Genomic DNA, 18,718 nt, shown 5'->3' with positions numbered 1-18,718 from the left:
GCTGACGAAAGTGGCTTTCAAGTTGCCAATGGCGCGCATTGCAGTTGGAACCAACTTAAGGAGCTTATTACACCGCTAAATGTAGCTTCGGGCCTCAACCTAATCCTGATATTGGCTACATGTCATGGCGGTAGTTTTGCGCGCGCCATACGAACTGTAGATCGTGCCCCTGTTTTGGGCCTAATCGGACCAAAACGGGAAGTGAAAATTGGTCAGCTGGAAAACGGGTTCCCGGCGTTTTATCGAACCTTCTTTGAATCGTCATCGCTAAAGAAGGCGATTGAAGCATTAAATGAGAGTGCCCCAAACAACCTTTACTATCGAACTACGGCCGAACGGTTTTTCTATGACGTATGGGCGAGTTATAAAAAGACCGCATGTTCTAAACAAGAGATTGAGAATCGTGCTCGACGTATGTATCGAGAAGCGAAATCCCAAGACCTTCCAAGAACTCCAAGTATCGGTCAGTTGAAGCGGTTGATTCGGAGTAAGGAGAGCAGTTTGTTCGAGAAATACAGGGATACCTACTTCATGTATGACATCAACGAATCTAACCGAACTAGGTTTCCCGTGACTCACAAAGAGGCCGAGGCTTATGCCTCGCGCTAACAAATCGCTCCACCTGACTCGTGGCACTCACACGCCACTTGCAGTTTAGCTCTGTGTTGATGGTGCGTATGACGCATCCTATCTATTTTTCTGTTAACCGTTTCTCGAAGGCGGCGCACCAACTCGGCGAAAGACCGGGCAGGCGCGCAGCATGTTCGTATTCCGCGCGCGTGCCGCCGACGTGGCGCAGGTGAAACATGTCGCACACACTCATCGAGTCGATAGCGCGCTCGACCCGATCGATCGTATCACCAGCCTTCACCATGCCTTCCTCCAGCACGCGCAGATAAAAGCCAGTGCGATTGGCCGTGACGAAACGTGTCGGAAAATTTTCGTCACCCATGCGGATACCCAGTTTGAAACAAGGCGTGCGCGGTTGGGTCACCTGCACGCGCGCCACGCCGATCCGGAACACATCACCAATACTGACCTCGTCCTCCAGCAGCCCCTCGGTGGTGAAATTCTCCCCAAACTGTCCGTGGGAAAAATCATTGCGCCCCAGTTCCCCGGCCCAGAAGGCGTAATGTTCGAAAGGATATACATACACGGCCTTGTCAGCCCCGCCGTGCACCCGCAAGTCCGCCTGGCCGTCACCCACCAGACTCAGGCGGCCCAGCCACACCGGCCCGGCGACCGGAACCTTGAAAATGCCCGTGCTAACAGCCCGGCCACCATGAATAATCTCACGTGGAAATCCTACATTGATGGAGATCAAAGTCATGTGAACCCGGTTCGGGGATAGTCGGCGATGTGTACCGCATCCCGTTTGGACGCTAAACTGTAAACCATGATGCACTGGTTCCGCCGAAAACTGAAGCCGATCGCCCGTGGCCTGTTGTCCACGCTCGCCGCGCTGTGGCTGATCGCAGGCGCGGCGCCCTGCGTCATGGCGCAATCCCAGCCGATGAACCATGCCTCCGTGCACTGCCCTATGCATGACGGCGGCATGAACCTGGATACCAACGATTGCGGTCCAGTCACGGCGGTAAGCTGCCAGATGCCCGATCTCCAGTCGCCACTGGCCGCCGCGTTGGGTGACATGGCCGTGACACCGGTGCTGCTCACCCTATTGCCCGTCGACATCGCCGTGCCTGACAACCGCATAGTCCTGCGGCACGATTTCTTCTCGCCGGATATCCCGGCACCACCGCTTCACATCCAACACCTTACGCTGATCTTGTAGCTCTCTCCTGCGCGCGTACGCGTGCCGTGTCGTTTCATTCACGACTGCAAGGAGAGACTCATATGTTTATTTTCAATCTGTTGTCCCGCTGTGCGGGAACAGTTTTAATCCTGATCACCGGCATATCCGGGGCGTTCGCCGCTCCAGAGCTGACGCTGGCCGAGACCGAGCGACTGGCGCTCGAGCAGGCGCCGTGGCTCCAGCATCATCTCACCAACGCCGATGCCGCCGCCGAACGCGCGGTGTACGAAGGCCGGCTGCCCGACCCGCAGCTCACGCTGGGCGTGGCCAACCTCCCCACCGACTCCTACCGTCTCGACCGCGAGGACATGACCATGACCGTCGTCGGCGTGCGCCAGGCGTTTCCGCCGGGCAAAACACTCGCGCTCAGGAGCGAACGCGCGGAAAAGGAACTGGCGCGCGAGCAGGCGCGGGTGCAGATGGAGCAGCGCAACCTGATACGGCAGGTGCGCCAGGCCTGGCTCGAACTTTATTACCAGGAGCAGTCGCTGCGCACGCTCGACGAATCGCGGCGGCTGGCGCACAAACAGCTGGAGTCGGCCGAGGGGCGCTACCGCGCGGCGCAGGAAACGCAGCAGTCGGTGCTGAGATCGCGCCAGGCGCTGGCACGCCTGGACGAACGCGCGCCCATGATCCGGGCGCAGACGTTGCGCCTGAAGGCGCAATTGGCGCGCTGGATCGGCGAGGCCGCCTACCAGCCACTGCCCGCCGAGCTGCCGGTGCTGCCGGAAGCGCCCGGCGCATTCGATTACACGCATCATCCCGAATGGATCGCCACCCAGACCATGCTCGACGAGGCCCGGGTCGAGGTCGACATGGTGCGCCAGGAATACAAGCCGGGGATGATGCTCGACGTCTCCTACGGTTTCCGGCGTCCGATGCCGGACGGCACCGAGCGCCCCGACCTGCTGAGCGCCATGGTGACGCTGGACCTGCCCGTGTTCCGCGAAAAACGCCAGGACCGCAAACTGGCCGAGAAGCAGACGATGGAAGCCGGCGCGCGCTACGAGCTCGACGACAAGCGGCGCGAACTCGAGTCCATGGATCTTTCGCTGCGCGCCGAACTTGACGGCCTGACCGAGCGTGAAAAAATCTTTGCCGAACGGTTGATCCCCGCCACCCGTCGTGAGGCCCAAGTCACGGTGGCCGGTTTTGCGCGCGACCAGTCGGAGTACCGCGACGCGCTCATGAAATCTCTCGACGCCGAGCTCGAATACCTGCGCCTGCGCGTGGATCGCGCCAAGGCACAGGCGGAACTTCTGTATCTCACCGGAGAACAGTCATGAAAAACAAAAATCTCATTATCGCTGTGCTCGGCATTATTCTGGCACTGTTGGCCGCCGTCGAAGGATGGCGTCTGTTCACCGCCGGCAAACAACCCGCGGAAACCGCGAACAATGGCAGCGAACGCAAGGTGCTTTACTGGACCGACCCCATGGTCCCGGGATACCGCAGCGACAAACCCGGCAAATCGCCATTCATGGACATGGACCTGGTGCCGGTTTACGAGGAAGAAACCGCGGCTTCCGGCGCACCCATCGTCTCGGTGCGTCCGGAAATCGTGAACAGTCTCGGCGTGCGCACCTACCGGGTCGAACGAGGCGTGCATACGCGCGAACTCGCCGCCCAGGGTTACCTGTTCCAGGACGGCCGGGGCATGCACGTGCAACTGGATATTTTCGAGCGCGGCGCCGGCTGGGTGCGGGCCGGCATGCCGGCGGTGGTGTTCATACCCGACGCGCCCGGTCGGACCTGGGAAGGCGTGGTGGAAAGCGTGAGTTCCGACGTGGACGTCGGCGCGCGCTCGCTCAAGGCGCGCGTGCTGGTCCGCAATCCCGGCGAGGCGCTCAAGCCGAACCAGTTCGCCGACGTCGTCATCAAGGGAACGCGCATCAATCATCAGAAAATCATGGTGCCACGCGAGGCGCTGATCCGCACCGGTCGCCGCAACGCCGTGGTCCTGGGGCTCGGCGGCGGACGGTTCCAGCCCGTGGAGGTCGAGGTCGGCGAGGAAGCCGGCGACTGGATCGAGATTCGCCAGGGCGTGAAAGAAGGCGATACCGTGGTGGTTTCGGGACAGTTTCTCATCGATTCCGAGGCCAGCGTGCGCGCCAGTTTCCAGCGCATGGAATCGCCGACAGCGGAATCGCCCGCCGCTCATGAGGAAAAGAAGCCATGATCGCGCATATCATCCGCTGGTCGATTCACAACCGTTTCCTGGTGCTGCTGTTCACCGGGCTGCTCGTGGCCGGCGGCATTTATTCCGTCATGCACACGCCGCTCGACGCCATCCCCGATCTCTCGGACGTGCAGGTCATCATCCAGACCAGCTATCCCGGCCAGGCGCCGCAGGTGGTCGAGGACCAGGTGACCTATCCGCTCACTACCGCGATGCTGTCGGTGCCGGGCGCCACGACCGTGCGCGGCTTCTCCCAGTTCGGTGAATCGTTTGTGTACGTGCTGTTCAAGGACGGCACCGATCTCTACTGGGCACGCTCGCGCGTGCTCGAGTACCTGAGTCAGGTGCTGCCGCGCCTGCCGGTTGGCGCACGGCCGGCGCTCGGACCGGACGCCACCGGTGTCGGCTGGGTGTACGAATACGCGCTCATCGATCGCAGCGGCCGGCACGACCTGGCGCAACTGCGCGCGCTCCAGGACTGGTTCCTCAAGTACGAATTGCGAACGGTGCCGGGCGTGGCCGAGGTCGCCTCCGTCGGCGGCATGGTCAAACAGTATCAGGTGATCGTGGATCCGGCGCGCTTGCGCGCGTTCCGGCTCACGCTCGAGCAGGTGCGCCTGGCCATCGACAACGCCAACCACGAGACCGGCGGCTCGGTCATCGAAATGGCCGAAGCCGAATACATGGTGCGCGTGCACGGCTACATCCAGGGCGAGAAGGACCTGCGCGCGGTGCCGCTCGGCGTGACCTCGTCTGGCGCGCCGATCCGGCTGGAGCACGTCGCGGACATCCGACTTGGTCCGGAAATGCGGCGCGGGATCGCGGAACTCGACGGCGATGGTGAAGTGGCCGGCGGCATCATCGTCATGCGCCATGGCGAGAACGCGCTCGCCACTATTAACGCCGTCAAGACCAGGCTGGAAAGCCTCAAGAAAACCCTGCCCGCCGGCGTGGAAATCGTGCCGACCTACGATCGCTCGGCCATCATCGAGCGCGCCGTGGGTAACCTGCGCGGAACGCTGATCGAGGAATTCATCGTGGTCGCGCTGGTGTGCCTGGCGTTCCTGTTTCATCTGCGCTCGTCGCTGGTGGTAGTCATCACGCTCCCGATCGGCATCCTCGTGAGCTTCATCGTCATGAAGCACCAGGGCATCAACGCCAACATCATGTCGCTCGGCGGAATCGCCATTGCCATTGGCGCGATGGTGGACGCCGCCATCGTGATGATCGAGAACGTGCACAAGCACATGGAGAAGGAAACCGTCACCGACAAGAACCGTTGGGATGTCATACGCACGGCGACCGAAGAACTGGGGGCGCCGCTTTTCTTCTCGCTGTTGATCATCACTTTCAGTTTTCTCCCGGTGTTCGCGCTCGAGGCCCAGGAAGGCCGGCTGTTCGCACCGCTGGCGTTCACCAAGACCTACGCCATGGCCGCGGCCGCTGTGCTGTCGATCACGCTCGTGCCGGTGCTCATGGGATATTTCATTCGCGGGCATATCCGCGGCGAGCAGGAAAACCCGCTGAGCCGCTGGCTCATCAACGCCTACCGGCCGCTGCTGAACGGCGTGCTCGCGCGGCCCGGGACCGTGCTATGGGTATCGGCGCTGCTGGTCCTGATCAGCCTGTATCCGGTGATGAAAATCGGCAGCGAGTTCATGCCCGACATGGACGAAGGTGACATCCTGTACATGCCCACCACCCTTCCAGGACTGTCCTCGGGCAAGGCGCAGCAGTTGCTCGCCCAGACCGATCGCATCCTCAAGACCTTTCCCGAGGTGCAAAGCGTGTTCGGCAAGGCCGGGCGCGCCGAGACGGCGACCGACCCCGCTCCCATGTCCATGTTCGAAACCACGATCCGGCTCAAGCCGCGCTCCGCGTGGCGCCCGGGCATGACGACGGACAAACTCATCCAGGAGATGAATGACGCCACCAGTTTTCCCGGGTTGTCCAATGCCTTTGTCATGCCGATCAAGACACGCATCGACATGCTCACCACCGGTATCCGCACGCCGGTCGGCCTCAAGGTCGCCGGGCCGTCGCTCGCCACGATCGACGTCATCGGACAGGACATCGAAAAGGCGGTCCGTTCGGTTCCCGGCACCGTTTCCGTCTACTCCGAACGCGTTACCGGCGCGCGTTACGCCGACGTGCGCATCGACCGTAACCGCGCCGCGCGATTCGGGCTCAACATCAGCGACATCCAGGAAGCGGTGGCAACGGCCGTGGGTGGGATGAACGTCACGGAAACCATCGAAGGGCGCGAGCGCTATCCGGTGAACATCCGCTACCCGCAGGAAATCCGCGACTCGGTCGCGCGCCTGCGCGCGCTTCCGCTCGTGACCATGAGCGGCATCCAGGTCGCGCTCTCGGAAGTCGCCGATATCCGCGTCGTGGACGGCCCGGACATGATACGCAGCGAAAACGCGCGCCTCTCCGGCTGGACCTACATCGACATTCGCGACCGCGATGTCGGCTCCTACGTCGCCGAGGCGCAGCGGACGGTGGCGGAAAAGGTGAAACTGCCCACGGGCTATTCGCTCCATTGGACCGGCCAGTTCGAGTACATGCAGCGCGCGCTCGAACGGCTGAAGCTCGTCATCCCGTTCACGCTGGTGATCATCCTACTGCTGCTCTACCTCAACTTCCGCAATGGCATGGAAGTGCTGATCGTGATCGGTACGCTGCCGCTGGCGCTGGTCGGCGGCTTCTGGCTGCTTTACCTGCTGGGCTACAACCTGTCGGTGGCGGTCGCGGTCGGCTTCATCGCCCTCGGCGGCGTCGCGGTGGAGATTGGCGTAGTGATGCTCGCCTATCTCGATCAGGCGCTGGCGCGGCGGCGTGAAACGCGCGCTGCCCGTAATCAGGTACTGACGCGCGAAGACGTCCACGAGGCGGTGATCGAAGGGGCGCTGCTGCGCATCCGACCGGTCACCATGACCAAGGTCGCGATCATCGCCGCACTGCTGCCGATCCTGTGGAGCCACGGCACCGGCTCGGAGGCGATGCAGCGCATCGCCGCGCCCATGGTCGGCGGCATGCTGAGCGTCGCGGTGCTGACGCTGGCGGTGATTCCAGCGGCGTATTTCCTGTGGCAGGTGGCGCGCGTCAAGCGCAGCGCGCGCTGAGTTCAGGATCGTTTGCGAACGTAATAACGGAACATCTTGCCGTCCTCGTCGACGCGCAGCAGCACGTGGCCGGTGCGATCGCACCAGGCGGGGATGTCCATGCGCGATCCGGTGTCGGTCGAGATCAGCTCCAGCACCTCGCCCGGCTGCATGGTCTTGATCGCACGGTGGGCTTCCCGCAGCGGGCCCGGGCAGCATTCGCCCGAGGTGTCCACCGTCCGGTCAGGTTTATCCTGGCTCATGTTCGTCGTCTCTCTGGAAGCTTGTCTTAATACTAGCGCATCTCACCGATTTTACCTCGCGCGATACCGATTTCCCGCGCCGCGGTCGGATATAATTTGCCGGCATGGGCCGAAACCGTCTTCCCCAACCCAAGAGCTCCGCCTACATCACGCCGGAGGGCGCGTCGCGCCTGCGTCAGGAACTGGACTATCTGTGGCGCGTGAAACGTCCGCAGGTCACACAGGCAGTGTCGGAGGCGGCGGCGCAGGGCGACCGCTCGGAGAACGCCGAATACATCTATGGTAAAAAGCAGCTGCGCGAAATCGACCGGCGTATCCGCTTCCTGCAAAAGCGCCTTGATGCGCTCGTGATCGTGGATCGCGCGCCGACGGACAGCACGCGAATTTATTTCGGCGCTTGGGTGCGGCTGGAGACCGACCACGGCGAAACCGTGGAATACCGTATCGTCGGGCCGGACGAATTCGATCTCGAGAAGGGCCTGATCAGCATCGACTCGCCGCTGGCACGCGCGCTGCTCAAAAAAACCACCGATGATGAGGTAAGCCTCGCGCTGCCACGGGGTCGGACCCTGTACACGGTCCTGGAGGTTCGCTACTCACCGTTTGACAGGGTGGATTGAGATACCGTTCGAATTGACCTCAGGCATGTGGCAGTCAGGCGACCGCCGAATTGCCGGGGACATTGGGAATAGATTTCGGTTCAAACCCAGCCAGTTTCGGGACATCGAGCGTCTCGAGTTGCGACCCGAAATCCTCGGCCGGGATCGCCGGACCGAACAGATGTCCCTGCATATCGTGGCAGCCGATGGTCTTGAGAAACCGCGCCTGTTCGCGGGTCTCGACTCCTTCTGCGAGTATACCCAGGTGCAGGCTCTTGGCCATGACGGCGATCGTGGTGGTGATCGCGGCATCGCCGCGATTATGGACCACGTCGCGAATGAACGAGCTGTCGATCTTGAGAAGATCGATCGGGAATCGCCGCAAATAATTGAGCGAGGAGTAGCCCGTGCCAAAATCGTCAATCGAAATCGATACGCCGATATCTTTGAGTTCGCGCATCAGATCGAGCGCCTGCTCGGCATCGTCCACCAGTACGGTTTCGGTGAGTTCCAGTTCGAGAAACCGCGGCGGCAATCCGCTTTCCTTAAGCGCGCGCCGCACGCTGGCCAGCAGCGATCCGGAGCGGAATTGTTTCATGGAGAGATTCACGGAGACGCTAAGAGCAGGGTTACCGGCAGCGTGCCAATCCTGGCATTGCCGGCAGGCCTGCAGCAGCACCCATTCGCCCACGGGGATCACCAGGCCGGTGTCCTCGAGCAACGGGATAAAATCATCCGGGGCGATGATGCCGCGGCTCGGATGCTGCCAGCGCAGCAGCGCCTCCGCCCCAACCACTTTTCCCGTGGCCGTGTTCACCCGCGGCTGGTAAAAAATAAGAAATTCGCCGTTTTGCAGCGCCTTGCGCAATCCCATTTCGTATTCGAGACTCTCCTGGGCGCGCGCATCCATTTCCTGGGTGTAAAAGACATGCCGGTTGCGTCCGGATTCCTTGGCCTCGTGCATCGCGGCATTCGCGTCCTTCAGCAGCCGCTGGACATCGTGCGTGGCGCCGGGGAAGATCGAAATGCCGATACTGGCGGTGACGATGATCTCGCGGTCGCCGATTTTCAGCGGCTCGGCGAATTTCTGTATCAATCGCATGGCCGCCTGCGCGGCATCGTCGTTCGTAGGCAGATTTTCGAGAATCACCGTAAACTCATCGCCGCCGATCCGGCAGGCCGTGTCCGAAGCGCGCAGGCAGGCGCGAATGCGCTTCGCCGCCTCGATCAGCACGGCGTCTCCACCTTCATGCCCCAGACTGTCGTTGATCACCTTGAAGCGATCGATGTCGATAAACATGATTCCCAGTGGAGACTTGGTGCGCGCGGCTACTGCCACGGCATGTTGAAACCTGTCCTTGAACAGCGCGCGATTCGCCAGACCGGTCAGGGGGTCATGATAGGCCATGTAATGGATCTGCTCCGCCTGCGCCTTGCGTTCCTCGTTCTCATGCGCCTTGATGACGCGATCCGCGCGGCGAACGATCATCAACAGGAATAAATAAAGCACCAGCAGGAGAATGCTCACTCCGCCGAGAACGGTGTATTCCGTACGTTCGATTTCCGCCACCAGCGGGGTCACGTCGGAATAAATCTCAAAAATGCCTTCCACCGGATCTTGAGGCGTCTTGCGAATCGGGATATACGAAGACAGAAGATTACGATTGACGATTATTTCCTCGGTAGCGGAGAAATGATCCCGAAAGACAAGATCGCTTTCGGTGTCACCGGCTTTGGCCTTCAGAAATCCGGAGTTATGCGACTTATCCTCGCCGATCTGTTTGGGTTCCGTCGAATAAACGGTTAGTCCATCCAGGTTATAAATTTTTATCTTGACCACGCGCAAACCGTTGATTTTCTGCAGCACATCCTCCTGCAAGCGGGAGATTTCCGGCTGTCGGATGAGTTCCGGCGGAGGAATAGTGGCGGCACGTGCAACGAAATCCGCGTAGACGGGCCACAGGGTATTGGAAATCGATTGAGTGAGCGAAACGTTCGCCAGCGTTTCATGCACGATCAGGGATCGCACGGCGACAGTCTTGTAGAAGATTCCGAGCGCGATCGTCACCAGAACGATGCCGAAAAAACTGGCTACGGAGAAGGTGCGTGTCAGACGGAACATGGATTTATTAACTTCTCCCGATGACGGATACCAATTCAGCGAAATATTTCATCTGGATCATCAGTCTTTGCCGCGGTGGATTGATTGCCGGTCATGAAACGAAGACGATTCGATGTCGGTGCCTCAAGCGGCGTCCGGAAGAAACTCAAATTCCACGAGTTCCAGTCCCGCCACGGAGGTACACTGCACCACCACGCCGTACAGGCAGACGATACCTGCGTCGTTGTGCCGCTTGGTATCAGCATCGCCGCCATGACCTCGCCCTCCGGTCAGTATCCGGAGCCGGGGTGTCGTCCACTGGTTTCCTGCCTGGGTTTCCATGGCCATCTCCTTGAATGCCTGACAGCCCTAGGAAATGCATAGGTTGTGCCAAATCCCGCCTAAACGCTGAATTTTTATGAAAAAAACCCCAAAACCGTACCCGTGGATCTGACCAGGATGTTAATCCTGCTGAATTATGGGGAAATGAGGTGTTCTACGATTCCGGCACCGACTAAGGCAGCCGTTTAACGCCGGGGCGGGATTCGCGTCACCGGGAGCAGCCTACTCTATGCGCCGCCCAGATACATGCGCCGCACGTCATCGTTGGCCAGCAGTTTCTCGCCGGTATCGGCAAAACGATTGTAGCCAAGCTCCAGCGCATAACCGCGGTCGGAAAGCTCGAGCGCGCGAGCGGCGTTCTGTTCCACCATGAGCAAGGTGCGGCCTTGGCTTTTGAGCGTCAGCAAATGCTCGAAGATCAGATCGACGTATTTGGGGGAAAGGCCGAGCGAGGGCTCGTCGAGAATCACCAGACGCGGGTTCAGCATGAGCGCGCGCCCGATGGCGAGCATCTGTTGCTCGCCGCCCGAGAGTTTTCCGGCCGGCTGACTGCGGCGTTCATACAGCCGTGGGAACTGCTCGAACACCGAGTCCACGGCTTCACGGCGTTTACGGGCATCGTGCTGCAGAAACGCGCCCATTTCCAGATTGTCAGTCACGGTCATCTGGGCAAATACGATGCGGCCCTGTGGCACGTAAGTGACGCCCAGCGACGGGACGACGTGCGCCGGCATATTGGTGATGTCGCGCCCGTCGAACTCGATGCTGCCCGCTTGCACTTCCACCAGGCCGATGACCGCTTTGATGACCGTGGACTTGCCGGCGCCGTTAGGTCCGATAATCGACACGATCTCGCCCGCGTGCACTTCCAGATTCACGCCAAACAGGACCTGCACCGCCCCATAGGAAACTTCCAGGCCACGGATGCTCAGCAGCGGCTCCGTCATGTGGCACCGTGCTTCCGGGATTTGCCGAAGTAGGCCTCCAGAACCCGCTCGTTGTTGCGAATCGAAGCGAAGTCGCCTTGCGCGATGATTTCACCGTCGCTCAACACGTAAACGTCCGAACACAGGTCCGCGATCACTTCCATATTGTGCTCGATCACGAGGAACGTCGTGCCCAGACCGTTCAAGTGCCGCACCATGTCCCACAGCGTCTGACGCAGGGTGGGATTGACGCCGGCCGCCGGCTCGTCGAGCAGGATCAGTGCCGGATCGCTCATCAGCACGCGCAGGAATTCCACCAGTTTCTGCTGACCGTAGGAAAGATTTTTCCCCAGCACCGCGGCGTATTCGCGCAGGTGCACGCGCTCGAGCAGCCCGAGCGCGCGCTCGGCGGCGCTGCGATCGCGACGGTGGCCGGCCACGACGAGATTTTCCAGCACCGTCAGCTCCGGGAAGACGCGCGAAAGCTGGAACGTGCGCGCCAGCCCGCGGCGATATATTTCCGACGGCCGCCATCCCAGAATCGATTCTTTGTCGAAACTGATCGTGCCGGTGGCTCCCCGGTCCATGCCCGAGATGACCTGAAACAGGGTGGTCTTGCCCGAGCCGTTGGGGCCGATCAGCCCGGTGATGGTTCCGCGCACCACGTGCAGGTCCACGCCGCGCAATGCTTGCACGCCGCCGAATTCGCGCGTGAGTCCCCACGCGCACAGAATATGGTCAGGAGCGCAGACGAGTTCGGTCATGGCGACTTCCCGGGGGCAGCATCGGGCCGCTTCTGCTGCCTGTCGCGCAGGATGGATATCAGGCCGCCGGGCAGATACAACACCACGACCAGCAGCAGCACGCCGAGGGCCGCGAGGTGCGCCGACGGAAACTGCGCCCAGAGTATCTCGCGCAGGATCATCACCGTCCCGGCGCCAAGGATCGGTCCCCAGACCGTGCCGCTGCCGCCGAACAGCACCACAACGATCATCTCGATATTGCGCGCGTTGTCGAACGCGGAAGCCGGGTTGAGATAACTGGTGTACATGACATAGACCGCGCCGACCGCCCCCGGAATCACCGCCGAAAGCACGAACGCAATCACCTTGTTGAGCGTGGTATTGACGCCCACCATCTCCGCCGCCTCCTCGTCCTCGCGGATGGCGCGCAGTTCCAGGCCGAAGCGGCTGCGATGCACCCAGGCCACGAGCAGGGTCGCGCCGAGTGCCAGCCCGAACATCGTGAAGTATTTAACGTCGAGCGACGGCAGCAGCTCGGGTGAGAGCGTAAGACCGGAACCGCCGCGGGTGACGCTCTCCCAGAGCGTGGCGACGATACGCCCGACTTCATTCAGGCCGAGCATGGCAATCGCGAAGTACGGACCGCGCAAACGCAGCGTCAAGAAACCGAGCGGCACGGCGAGCAGCGCGGCAATGCCGGCGCCCTTTATCACCGCCAGCCACCACGGGAATCCCCAAGTCAGGATCAGCGCGCCGGCATAGGCGCCGACGCCGAAAAACGCCGCGTGTCCAAAGGACACGTAGCCGGTCATGCCCGAAATCAGGTTCCAAGCCTGCGCCAGCGCGATCACCATGAAAACCTGAAGCAGGAATGACTGGTAGTAGTCGTTGACCATGAGCGGCACGAGCAGCACAAACGTCACCAGCACCGCGCCCACCCAGCGACCGTTCAAACGTCGGAGGCCATTAAACACGCGCCATCCCCTTGAGCCCGGTTGGCCGGATCAGCAACACCGTCACCAGCAGCAAATAGGCAACAGCCTCAGCCCACTGGGTCGAGGCAAAGCCGCCGACGAAGGCTTCGACCACACCCAGCAGAATGCCGCCATAGAGCGCGCCGAGGAAGTTACCCATGCCACCGATAATAATGATGGCGAAGCACTTCTGGATGAAGTCCACTCCCGACCCGGGCCAGAATGAGTAGATGACGGAAAGCATCACGCCTGCGGCGCCCGCCATAGCCGCGGCCATGCCGAAGGTAAGCATGCGGATTTTGCGGACGTCGATGCCGCAGATCGCGGCCACCTGGGCATGCTCCGACACCGCGCGAATCGCCTTGCCGAGACGCGAGCGCTCGAGAAACAGATATACCCCCACGGTCAGCAACAACGAAATCATGCCGGCCGTGGCGCGCGGCTTCGAGACCGCCAATTCGTCGATCAGGAACGATCCCTGGAGCACCGGCACCGATTTGAAATCGGCGCCGAACAACAGCAACCCCAGGTTGATCAGGATGATCGACACCCCATAGGTCGCGAGCAGCGAGGTGAGCATCGGGCGTCCCACAACGCGCTCGATCAACAGGCTCTGGAGATAGTAGCCCGCGATGAAGAGCACCGGCACGATCAGCAGCAGCGAAATCAGCGGATGCAGGCCAAAAATGGTGAAAAGCAGGTAGGCGCTGAAAGCGCCCACCAGCATCAGCTCGGCGTGTGCCAGGTTGATGACGCGCATGACCCCGAAGACGAGGTTCAGCCCGCAGGCGAGCAGCGCGTAGAGCATGCCCGCCAGCAAGCCGCCGATCAGCAGTTGCAGCAGGATCTCGGGGGCGAGCATTTCCACGGGCGAGTTTCGTATCAGCCGCGAGGTTTACGTGCCGCTCGCCGACCCGTGGACATCAATCCTTCAGCGCTTGCCCCAATCCTTGAATGGATAAGTCACCTTGGCGGTCGCGGCCTCGACCGGCAAAACGATATGGCGCTCGCCACCGAGCCATTGCACGGCGTAAGCCGGCTTGCCGATCTGCTTGCCGGTCGCGTCCACCTTGAAGCGGCCGAAGGCATTGACGGTGTCGAGCGAGAACAGCGCCGCGCGCACCTTGTCACGATCCGTGCTGCCGGCTTTCTTGACCGCCGCCTCGAGCACGTAACCCGCGCCGTAGCCGCCGCCCGCGTGGTAACCGGGCTCGTGTCCGTACCTGGTCTTGTACTTCTCGGCAAATTCCTTGGCGCCCGGAAGCTTGAGCGTGGGTTCCCACTGGGTGTTGCCCATGACACCCTCAGCATCGAGACCGAGATTCTGGCCGAAATCGGGTAGGCCAGGGCCCACGGCGAATGCGAAGATCTTGGCGTACAACCGGTTCTCCTTCGCCTGGCGCATGAATGCGGTGGAATCGGGGAGGTAGGAACCGCCGATCACCATGTCGGGCTTCTTGGACTTGATCTTGATAATCATGGACGAGAAGTCGGTCGATGCCTTACCGTATTCCTCCTCGAACACGATCTGCATGCCGAGCTCCTTCGCCTTGGTCTTGACGCCACTGGCAACCCCGCGCGGGAAAGCCGTGTTCTCGTAAACCAGCGCGATCTTCTTAAGCCCCTTGGATTTCCCGAACTCGAGAATCTGGTCCATGTAGAGCTCGGCCAGCGTGTACAGGCCGAATGTATTTTTATAACCGCGCTCCCAGATCTCGCTGGCCGAGGCGCCGGAGGACACCATGGGGAAGTTATGTTTCTCGGCGACGGTGCTGGCGGCCATGGTGACGTCGGAGGAATACGGCCCGATCAGCAGGTCGACCTTGTCATCGGTGATGAGTTTTTCGTAAAGCTTGGCGCCGGTTTCCGGTTTGGACTCATCGTCATAATAAACGAGATGCACCTTCTGGCCGAGTAGCCCGCCCCGGGCGTTGATCTCCTCGACCCACATCTGGAAACCTTGCAATTGTTCCTGGCCGGTGCGTGCGTACTTGCCGGTGAGCGCCACGGAGGTTCCCACGACGATATCCTTGGCGTGGGTTACTGCCGGGAATATGATAAAAGCGAGAACAACGGAAAGCAGGGAAGACAGCAAATATCGACGATTCTTCATAATTATCTCCTCCATAGGTCACCGCGCTATGCGGCATGGGACATATGCGTCTCTACCATACCACAGAGGCAATTCAGACAAAATCACGCTGCACCGCAGTGCCATGATGTGAAAAGGGGTTTGTAATCCGGCTCGGATAAGGGTCTGGTTGAGATGTCGGCAGGACGATACACAGCCACCCGACATATCTGATGTAGATCATGGAAATCCCAGCAGGATAAAGGTAAAAAAACAGTCATTGATCGAGGCTGCAAATTAAGGAAACTTGGATCAGAGAACACGCCGTTACCAAGAGAACGAGTGATGGGTTATTGTGATTGCGCCGCGGTTGCTTGGCACATTCACTGAGTCTGCTACTATATATGTTGATTGAAATATTGTTGATTCGTTTGCTGAGGAGAAGTGCGGCATGAGTTCGCCAAAAATCAGCATCATGGTGATTTCCGGTTCGCTCGAACGGCTTCAGATGGCAGCCATGGTGGCCTCAGTAGGCGCTGTGAGCGGAAATGACGTCACCGTATTTCTGTCCATGAGCGCGCTCTCATTCTTTATCAAGGGACACCCTGCCACCGCACCGTCGGAAGGCGAGTTCGGCCGAATCATGGCAGGGAAGAATGTGCCTCCCTTCAAAGAGCTCTTTCACAAGGCCGTCGAACTGGGCGACGCCAAGATCTATCCCTGTTCAATGGCGATGGACGTACTCAGTGCCAAGCGCGAGGATCTGGAGCCGTATCTCGCCGAGCCGCTGGGGCTGACCAAGTTCCTGAGCGATGCGGCCGGCAGCCAGGTTTGGACGTTCTAATTAGGAGTACTTATGACAAAGAAAGTGATTGATGCGCGCGGCACCTTCTGCCCGGGCCCGCTGATGGAACTCATCGCCAACATGAAGCTCGCAAACGTTGGAGACGAGATCGAGGTGCTCTCGACGGACAAGGGTTCTGCGAATGACGTCCCCGAGTGGGTGAACAAGGTCGGACACCAGATGGTGTCCACGACTGAGGAAAACGGCGTGTGGCACATCGTGGTGCGCAAGACAAAGTGATTCAAAAATCCCGATTCAGGAAAGGAGAAGGAGTATGCGAATATTAATCGTTGGCGGTGGGATGGGCGGCACGATTCTGGCCAACAATCTGGCGCGGCGCCTGAAGAGCGAACTCAAGTCGAACAAGGCACGGATCACGTTGCTGGCGGCATCGGAAAAACACATGTACCAGCCGGGGCTGCTTTACGTGGCGCTCGGGCGCATGTCACCCGACGAGCTGTATCGCGACCAGGCGAGTCTGCTCGAACCCGAGATTGAACTCCATGTCGATCCGGTCGAGGAGTTCCTGCTTGCCAAGAACCAGGTCAAGACCAAAAGCGGCAAAACGTACGACTATGACCTGATTGCGATTGCCACCGGTTCGCGGCCCGTGACCGAGGAGATACCCGGGCTCGCCGAGAACTCGATCAATGTCTACACGGAAGAAGCGGCGTTGAAGTTCTTCAAGACGATCAGTGAATTCCAGGGCGGGCGCGTGGTGATCGCGGTCGGTGTGCCGCACAAGTGCCCGATGATCCCACCCGAGGTAACTTTCTGCCTGTACGACTACTTCAAGGATCGCGGTCTGGCCGACAAGGTGTCGTTCCACTACACCTACCCGATCGGGCGGCTGCACAGCCTCGAACCCGTGAGTAAATGGATGCAGGGCGAGTTCAATCAGCGCGGCATCACCACGGAAACGCTGTTCAACATGAAGGAGGTCGACGGCGCCAAAAAAGTGGTGCGCAGCGAAGAAGGCTCCGAAGCCAAATACGACCTGCTGGTGACTGTGCCCGCACATAAGGGCATGGCGATCGTCGAAAAGAACAATCTGGGCAAGGGCGGCTGGATCCCGGTCGATCGCCACCGCCTGACCATCGAGGGCTACAAGAACGCCTTCGCGCTCGGCGACACCACGAATATCCCGATCAGCAAGGCCGGTTCCACCGCGCACTTCGAGGCGGAAGTACTGGCGGAGAACATCGCATCCCTGGTCAAGATCGGCTCGCCGGTACGGGACTACGACGGCAAGGTCTTCTGTTTCATCGAAGCGGGGAAAGACCGGGCCACCTATGCCATGTTCAACTACAACAACCCGCCGGATCCCAAGCCGCCGACCAAGTCAGTTCACTGGTTCAAGATGGCATATAACCAGCTCTACTGGGCAAGCGCGCGCGGGTTGCTCTAAGGAGGCAAGCGATGACTCAGGAAAAACAGAGTGGGACCGGTACCGCGGAGTCCTCGGTCAACACCGAACTCGGACGCCTGGTCGCCAGTGCCCAGGACGCGATGACCGATGATATGGTCACACGTTTGAGTTCAACCGTCAGTAACGGACTCGACCTGCTCGACCGCGTCAACCGCAGTGGCGTGAGCGATGCATTGCCGACGATCGCGGCCATGGTCAAGAACGGTGATTTGGCGCGCGTGGCGGATCTTGCCCGGGTGATCGGCGCGGCAGAGGACTCGATGTCGGACGACATCGTGAAGCGTCTCTCCGAGACGGCGGTGGGCGGACTCGACCTGCTCGACCGCGTCAACCGCAGCGGCATTCTCAAGGCGCTGCCGGCGATCACACAGCTGGTGGAGAACGGGGACCTCGACCGGCTCATCAGCCTCGCGCGATTTGTGGCGGCGATAGAAGATTCGCTGTCCGACGACATTGTCAGGCGGGTGGCGATCGTTGCCACCGAGTTGGCATCGCTTGTCGACAAACTCGCGCGCACCGAGGGGTTCGAGCGGCTGATCGACATTCTCGGACGCGAACACGTGCAATGTGCTCTGGACGACATGGCTGAAGCCACCTGTGCCGCCAAGGCCGAGGCGGCCCAATTGCCCCCTTCCCGAGGCGGGGTGATCGGTTTGTGGCAAATGGCCAAGGACCCGGACACGCAGGATGCACTCCGCTTCATGGCCTTGGTGAGCAAGCAACTGCGAAAGATGCCAAGATCGTGATTGAAAATATTTCATCCGTAAAAAGAAATATGGTCACTCAGAACCATTTTTCAGAAAATATATTTACGGATGCTGAGTATCTATCGGATGGATGAAGCAGTTTAATTTCCTCTTTCCTACTCTTGTGAAGATTGGCGCGGAATAAACCGCGCCATTTTTTTTGCCTGTCAGGAACAGGTCGGTTAAAGTAGTCGCCCGCCATGCCTGAGACGTCACTTTGAATTCCACCGCGCCCCCCAACAAGCGCAGCAAACTGCCCCGGACCGTCGTCATCATCGGCCTGGTCAGCCTGCTCAACGATTTTGCCAGCGAAATGGTGGTGCCGCTCATTCCGCTGCTGCTGGCCACGGTACTCGCGGGCGGGCCGGTGGCCCTCGGGCTGATCGAGGGCATGGCCGACACAGTTTCCAATCTGCTCAAGCTCTGGGCTGGACGGCATTCCGATCTCTACGGACGGCGACGCAAGCCGTATGTGGTGGCGGGTTACCTGCTGTCAAACCTGGTCCGGCCGTTGATCGGCATCTCGGGCAGCTGGCTCACCGTGCTCGCGATCCGCGTCACCGACCGCATCGGCAAGGGCG

Annotated in this window: 19 protein-coding genes and 1 pseudogene; 11 read left to right on the top strand and 9 right to left on the bottom strand. The window is 60.3% G+C overall.

Annotation, left to right across the window (positions count from 1 at the left end):
* A partial coding sequence (locus WB402_RS08055; protein WP_424206701.1) for a hypothetical protein occupies window positions 1-609 on the top strand: 609 nt, incomplete at its 5' end.
* Between the two features lie 82 nt (window positions 610-691).
* Here the strand turns inward: WB402_RS08055 and WB402_RS08050 are convergent.
* On the bottom strand, window positions 692-1,330 hold the full coding sequence (locus WB402_RS08050) for an MOSC domain-containing protein (protein ID WP_424206699.1): 639 nt from the start codon (window positions 1,328-1,330) through the stop codon (window positions 692-694).
* A gap of 66 nt (window positions 1,331-1,396) precedes the next feature.
* On the opposite strand from WB402_RS08050, the gene WB402_RS08045 reads away from it, so the two are divergent.
* The 4 genes from WB402_RS08045 to WB402_RS08030 all read left to right on the top strand — a co-directional run bounded on the left by WB402_RS08045 (window position 1,397) and on the right by WB402_RS08030 (window position 7,120).
* Window positions 1,397-1,792, top strand: a complete 396-nt coding sequence (locus WB402_RS08045) for a hypothetical protein (RefSeq protein ID WP_424206697.1) — start codon at window positions 1,397-1,399, stop codon at window positions 1,790-1,792.
* Window positions 1,793-1,854: 62 nt separating this feature from the next.
* Window positions 1,855-3,099, top strand: coding sequence for a TolC family protein (locus WB402_RS08040; RefSeq protein WP_424206695.1), 1,245 nt, complete (start codon window positions 1,855-1,857; stop codon window positions 3,097-3,099).
* A complete protein-coding gene (locus WB402_RS08035) occupies window positions 3,096-3,992 on the top strand; it encodes an efflux RND transporter periplasmic adaptor subunit (protein ID WP_424206693.1) in 897 nt (298 codons plus the stop codon). The genes WB402_RS08040 and WB402_RS08035 overlap by 4 nt, the downstream gene beginning before the upstream one ends.
* Window positions 3,989-7,120 carry an efflux RND transporter permease subunit gene (locus tag WB402_RS08030; RefSeq protein ID WP_424206691.1) on the top strand — a complete coding sequence of 1,044 codons (3,132 nt, stop codon included), beginning with the start codon at window positions 3,989-3,991 and terminating at the stop codon, window positions 7,118-7,120. The genes WB402_RS08035 and WB402_RS08030 overlap by 4 nt, the downstream gene beginning before the upstream one ends.
* Window positions 7,121-7,122: 2 nt before the next feature.
* On the opposite strand, the gene WB402_RS08025 is transcribed toward WB402_RS08030, so the two are convergent.
* The gene (locus tag WB402_RS08025; RefSeq protein ID WP_424206689.1) at window positions 7,123-7,362 is read right to left on the bottom strand and encodes a sulfurtransferase TusA family protein; all 240 of its coding nucleotides are present in this window, start codon (window positions 7,360-7,362) and stop codon (window positions 7,123-7,125) included.
* Window positions 7,363-7,466: 104 nt separating this feature from the next.
* Here WB402_RS08025 and greB point away from each other — a divergent pair, with 104 nt between their 5' ends.
* Entirely contained in the window at window positions 7,467-7,982 is a 516-nt protein-coding gene (gene greB, locus WB402_RS08020; RefSeq protein WP_424206687.1) for a transcription elongation factor GreB, read from the top strand.
* 34 nt (window positions 7,983-8,016) lie between these two features.
* On the opposite strand, the gene WB402_RS08015 is transcribed toward greB, so the two are convergent.
* From WB402_RS08015 to WB402_RS07985, 7 genes are all read right to left on the bottom strand, one after another.
* A complete protein-coding gene (locus tag WB402_RS08015) occupies window positions 8,017-10,083 on the bottom strand; it encodes a putative bifunctional diguanylate cyclase/phosphodiesterase (protein WP_424206685.1) in 2,067 nt (688 codons plus the stop codon).
* Window positions 10,084-10,206: 123 nt separating this feature from the next.
* Entirely contained in the window at window positions 10,207-10,404 is a 198-nt protein-coding gene (locus WB402_RS08010; protein ID WP_424206683.1) for a hypothetical protein, read from the bottom strand.
* Window positions 10,405-10,631: 227 nt separating this feature from the next.
* Window positions 10,632-11,351, bottom strand: a complete 720-nt coding sequence (locus tag WB402_RS08005) for an ABC transporter ATP-binding protein (protein ID WP_424206681.1) — start codon at window positions 11,349-11,351, stop codon at window positions 10,632-10,634.
* Window positions 11,348-12,094: an ABC transporter ATP-binding protein gene (locus WB402_RS08000; protein WP_424206679.1), complete on the bottom strand. Its 747-nt coding sequence runs from the start codon at window positions 12,092-12,094 to the stop codon at window positions 11,348-11,350. The genes WB402_RS08005 and WB402_RS08000 overlap by 4 nt, the downstream gene beginning before the upstream one ends.
* A complete protein-coding gene (locus WB402_RS07995; protein WP_424206677.1) occupies window positions 12,091-13,047 on the bottom strand; it encodes a branched-chain amino acid ABC transporter permease in 957 nt (318 codons plus the stop codon). The genes WB402_RS08000 and WB402_RS07995 overlap by 4 nt, the downstream gene beginning before the upstream one ends.
* Entirely contained in the window at window positions 13,040-13,909 is an 870-nt protein-coding gene (locus WB402_RS07990; RefSeq protein ID WP_424206703.1) for a branched-chain amino acid ABC transporter permease, read from the bottom strand. Before WB402_RS07990 ends, WB402_RS07995 begins: the two co-directional genes overlap by 8 nt.
* A gap of 69 nt (window positions 13,910-13,978) precedes the next feature.
* On the bottom strand, window positions 13,979-15,160 hold the full coding sequence (locus tag WB402_RS07985) for an amino acid ABC transporter substrate-binding protein (RefSeq protein ID WP_424206675.1): 1,182 nt from the start codon (window positions 15,158-15,160) through the stop codon (window positions 13,979-13,981).
* Between the two features lie 409 nt (window positions 15,161-15,569).
* On the opposite strand from WB402_RS07985, the gene WB402_RS07980 reads away from it, so the two are divergent.
* From WB402_RS07980 to WB402_RS07960, 5 genes and pseudogenes are all read left to right on the top strand, one after another.
* Window positions 15,570-15,962 carry a DsrE/DsrF/DrsH-like family protein gene (locus tag WB402_RS07980; protein WP_424206673.1) on the top strand — a complete coding sequence of 131 codons (393 nt, stop codon included), beginning with the start codon at window positions 15,570-15,572 and terminating at the stop codon, window positions 15,960-15,962.
* A 12-nt stretch (window positions 15,963-15,974) separates the two neighbouring features.
* Complete coding sequence (locus WB402_RS07975; RefSeq protein WP_424206671.1) at window positions 15,975-16,202, top strand: sulfurtransferase TusA family protein; 228 nt, start codon at window positions 15,975-15,977, stop codon at window positions 16,200-16,202.
* A 34-nt stretch (window positions 16,203-16,236) separates the two neighbouring features.
* On the top strand, window positions 16,237-17,370 hold the full coding sequence (locus tag WB402_RS07970) for an NAD(P)/FAD-dependent oxidoreductase (protein WP_424206669.1): 1,134 nt from the start codon (window positions 16,237-16,239) through the stop codon (window positions 17,368-17,370).
* Window positions 17,371-17,381: 11 nt separating this feature from the next.
* A complete protein-coding gene (locus WB402_RS07965; protein WP_424206667.1) occupies window positions 17,382-18,137 on the top strand; it encodes a hypothetical protein in 756 nt (251 codons plus the stop codon).
* Between the two features lie 217 nt (window positions 18,138-18,354).
* A pseudogene (locus tag WB402_RS07960) lies at window positions 18,355-18,718 on the top strand (MFS transporter); the annotation flags it as partial.

The sequence above is a fragment of the Sulfuricaulis sp. genome (genome assembly GCF_049587675.1).
Classification (GTDB): domain Bacteria; phylum Pseudomonadota; class Gammaproteobacteria; order Acidiferrobacterales; family Sulfurifustaceae; genus Sulfuricaulis.
The sequence above is the reverse complement of the archived record's forward strand: the minus strand, read 5'-3'. Positions and strand labels throughout refer to the sequence as shown.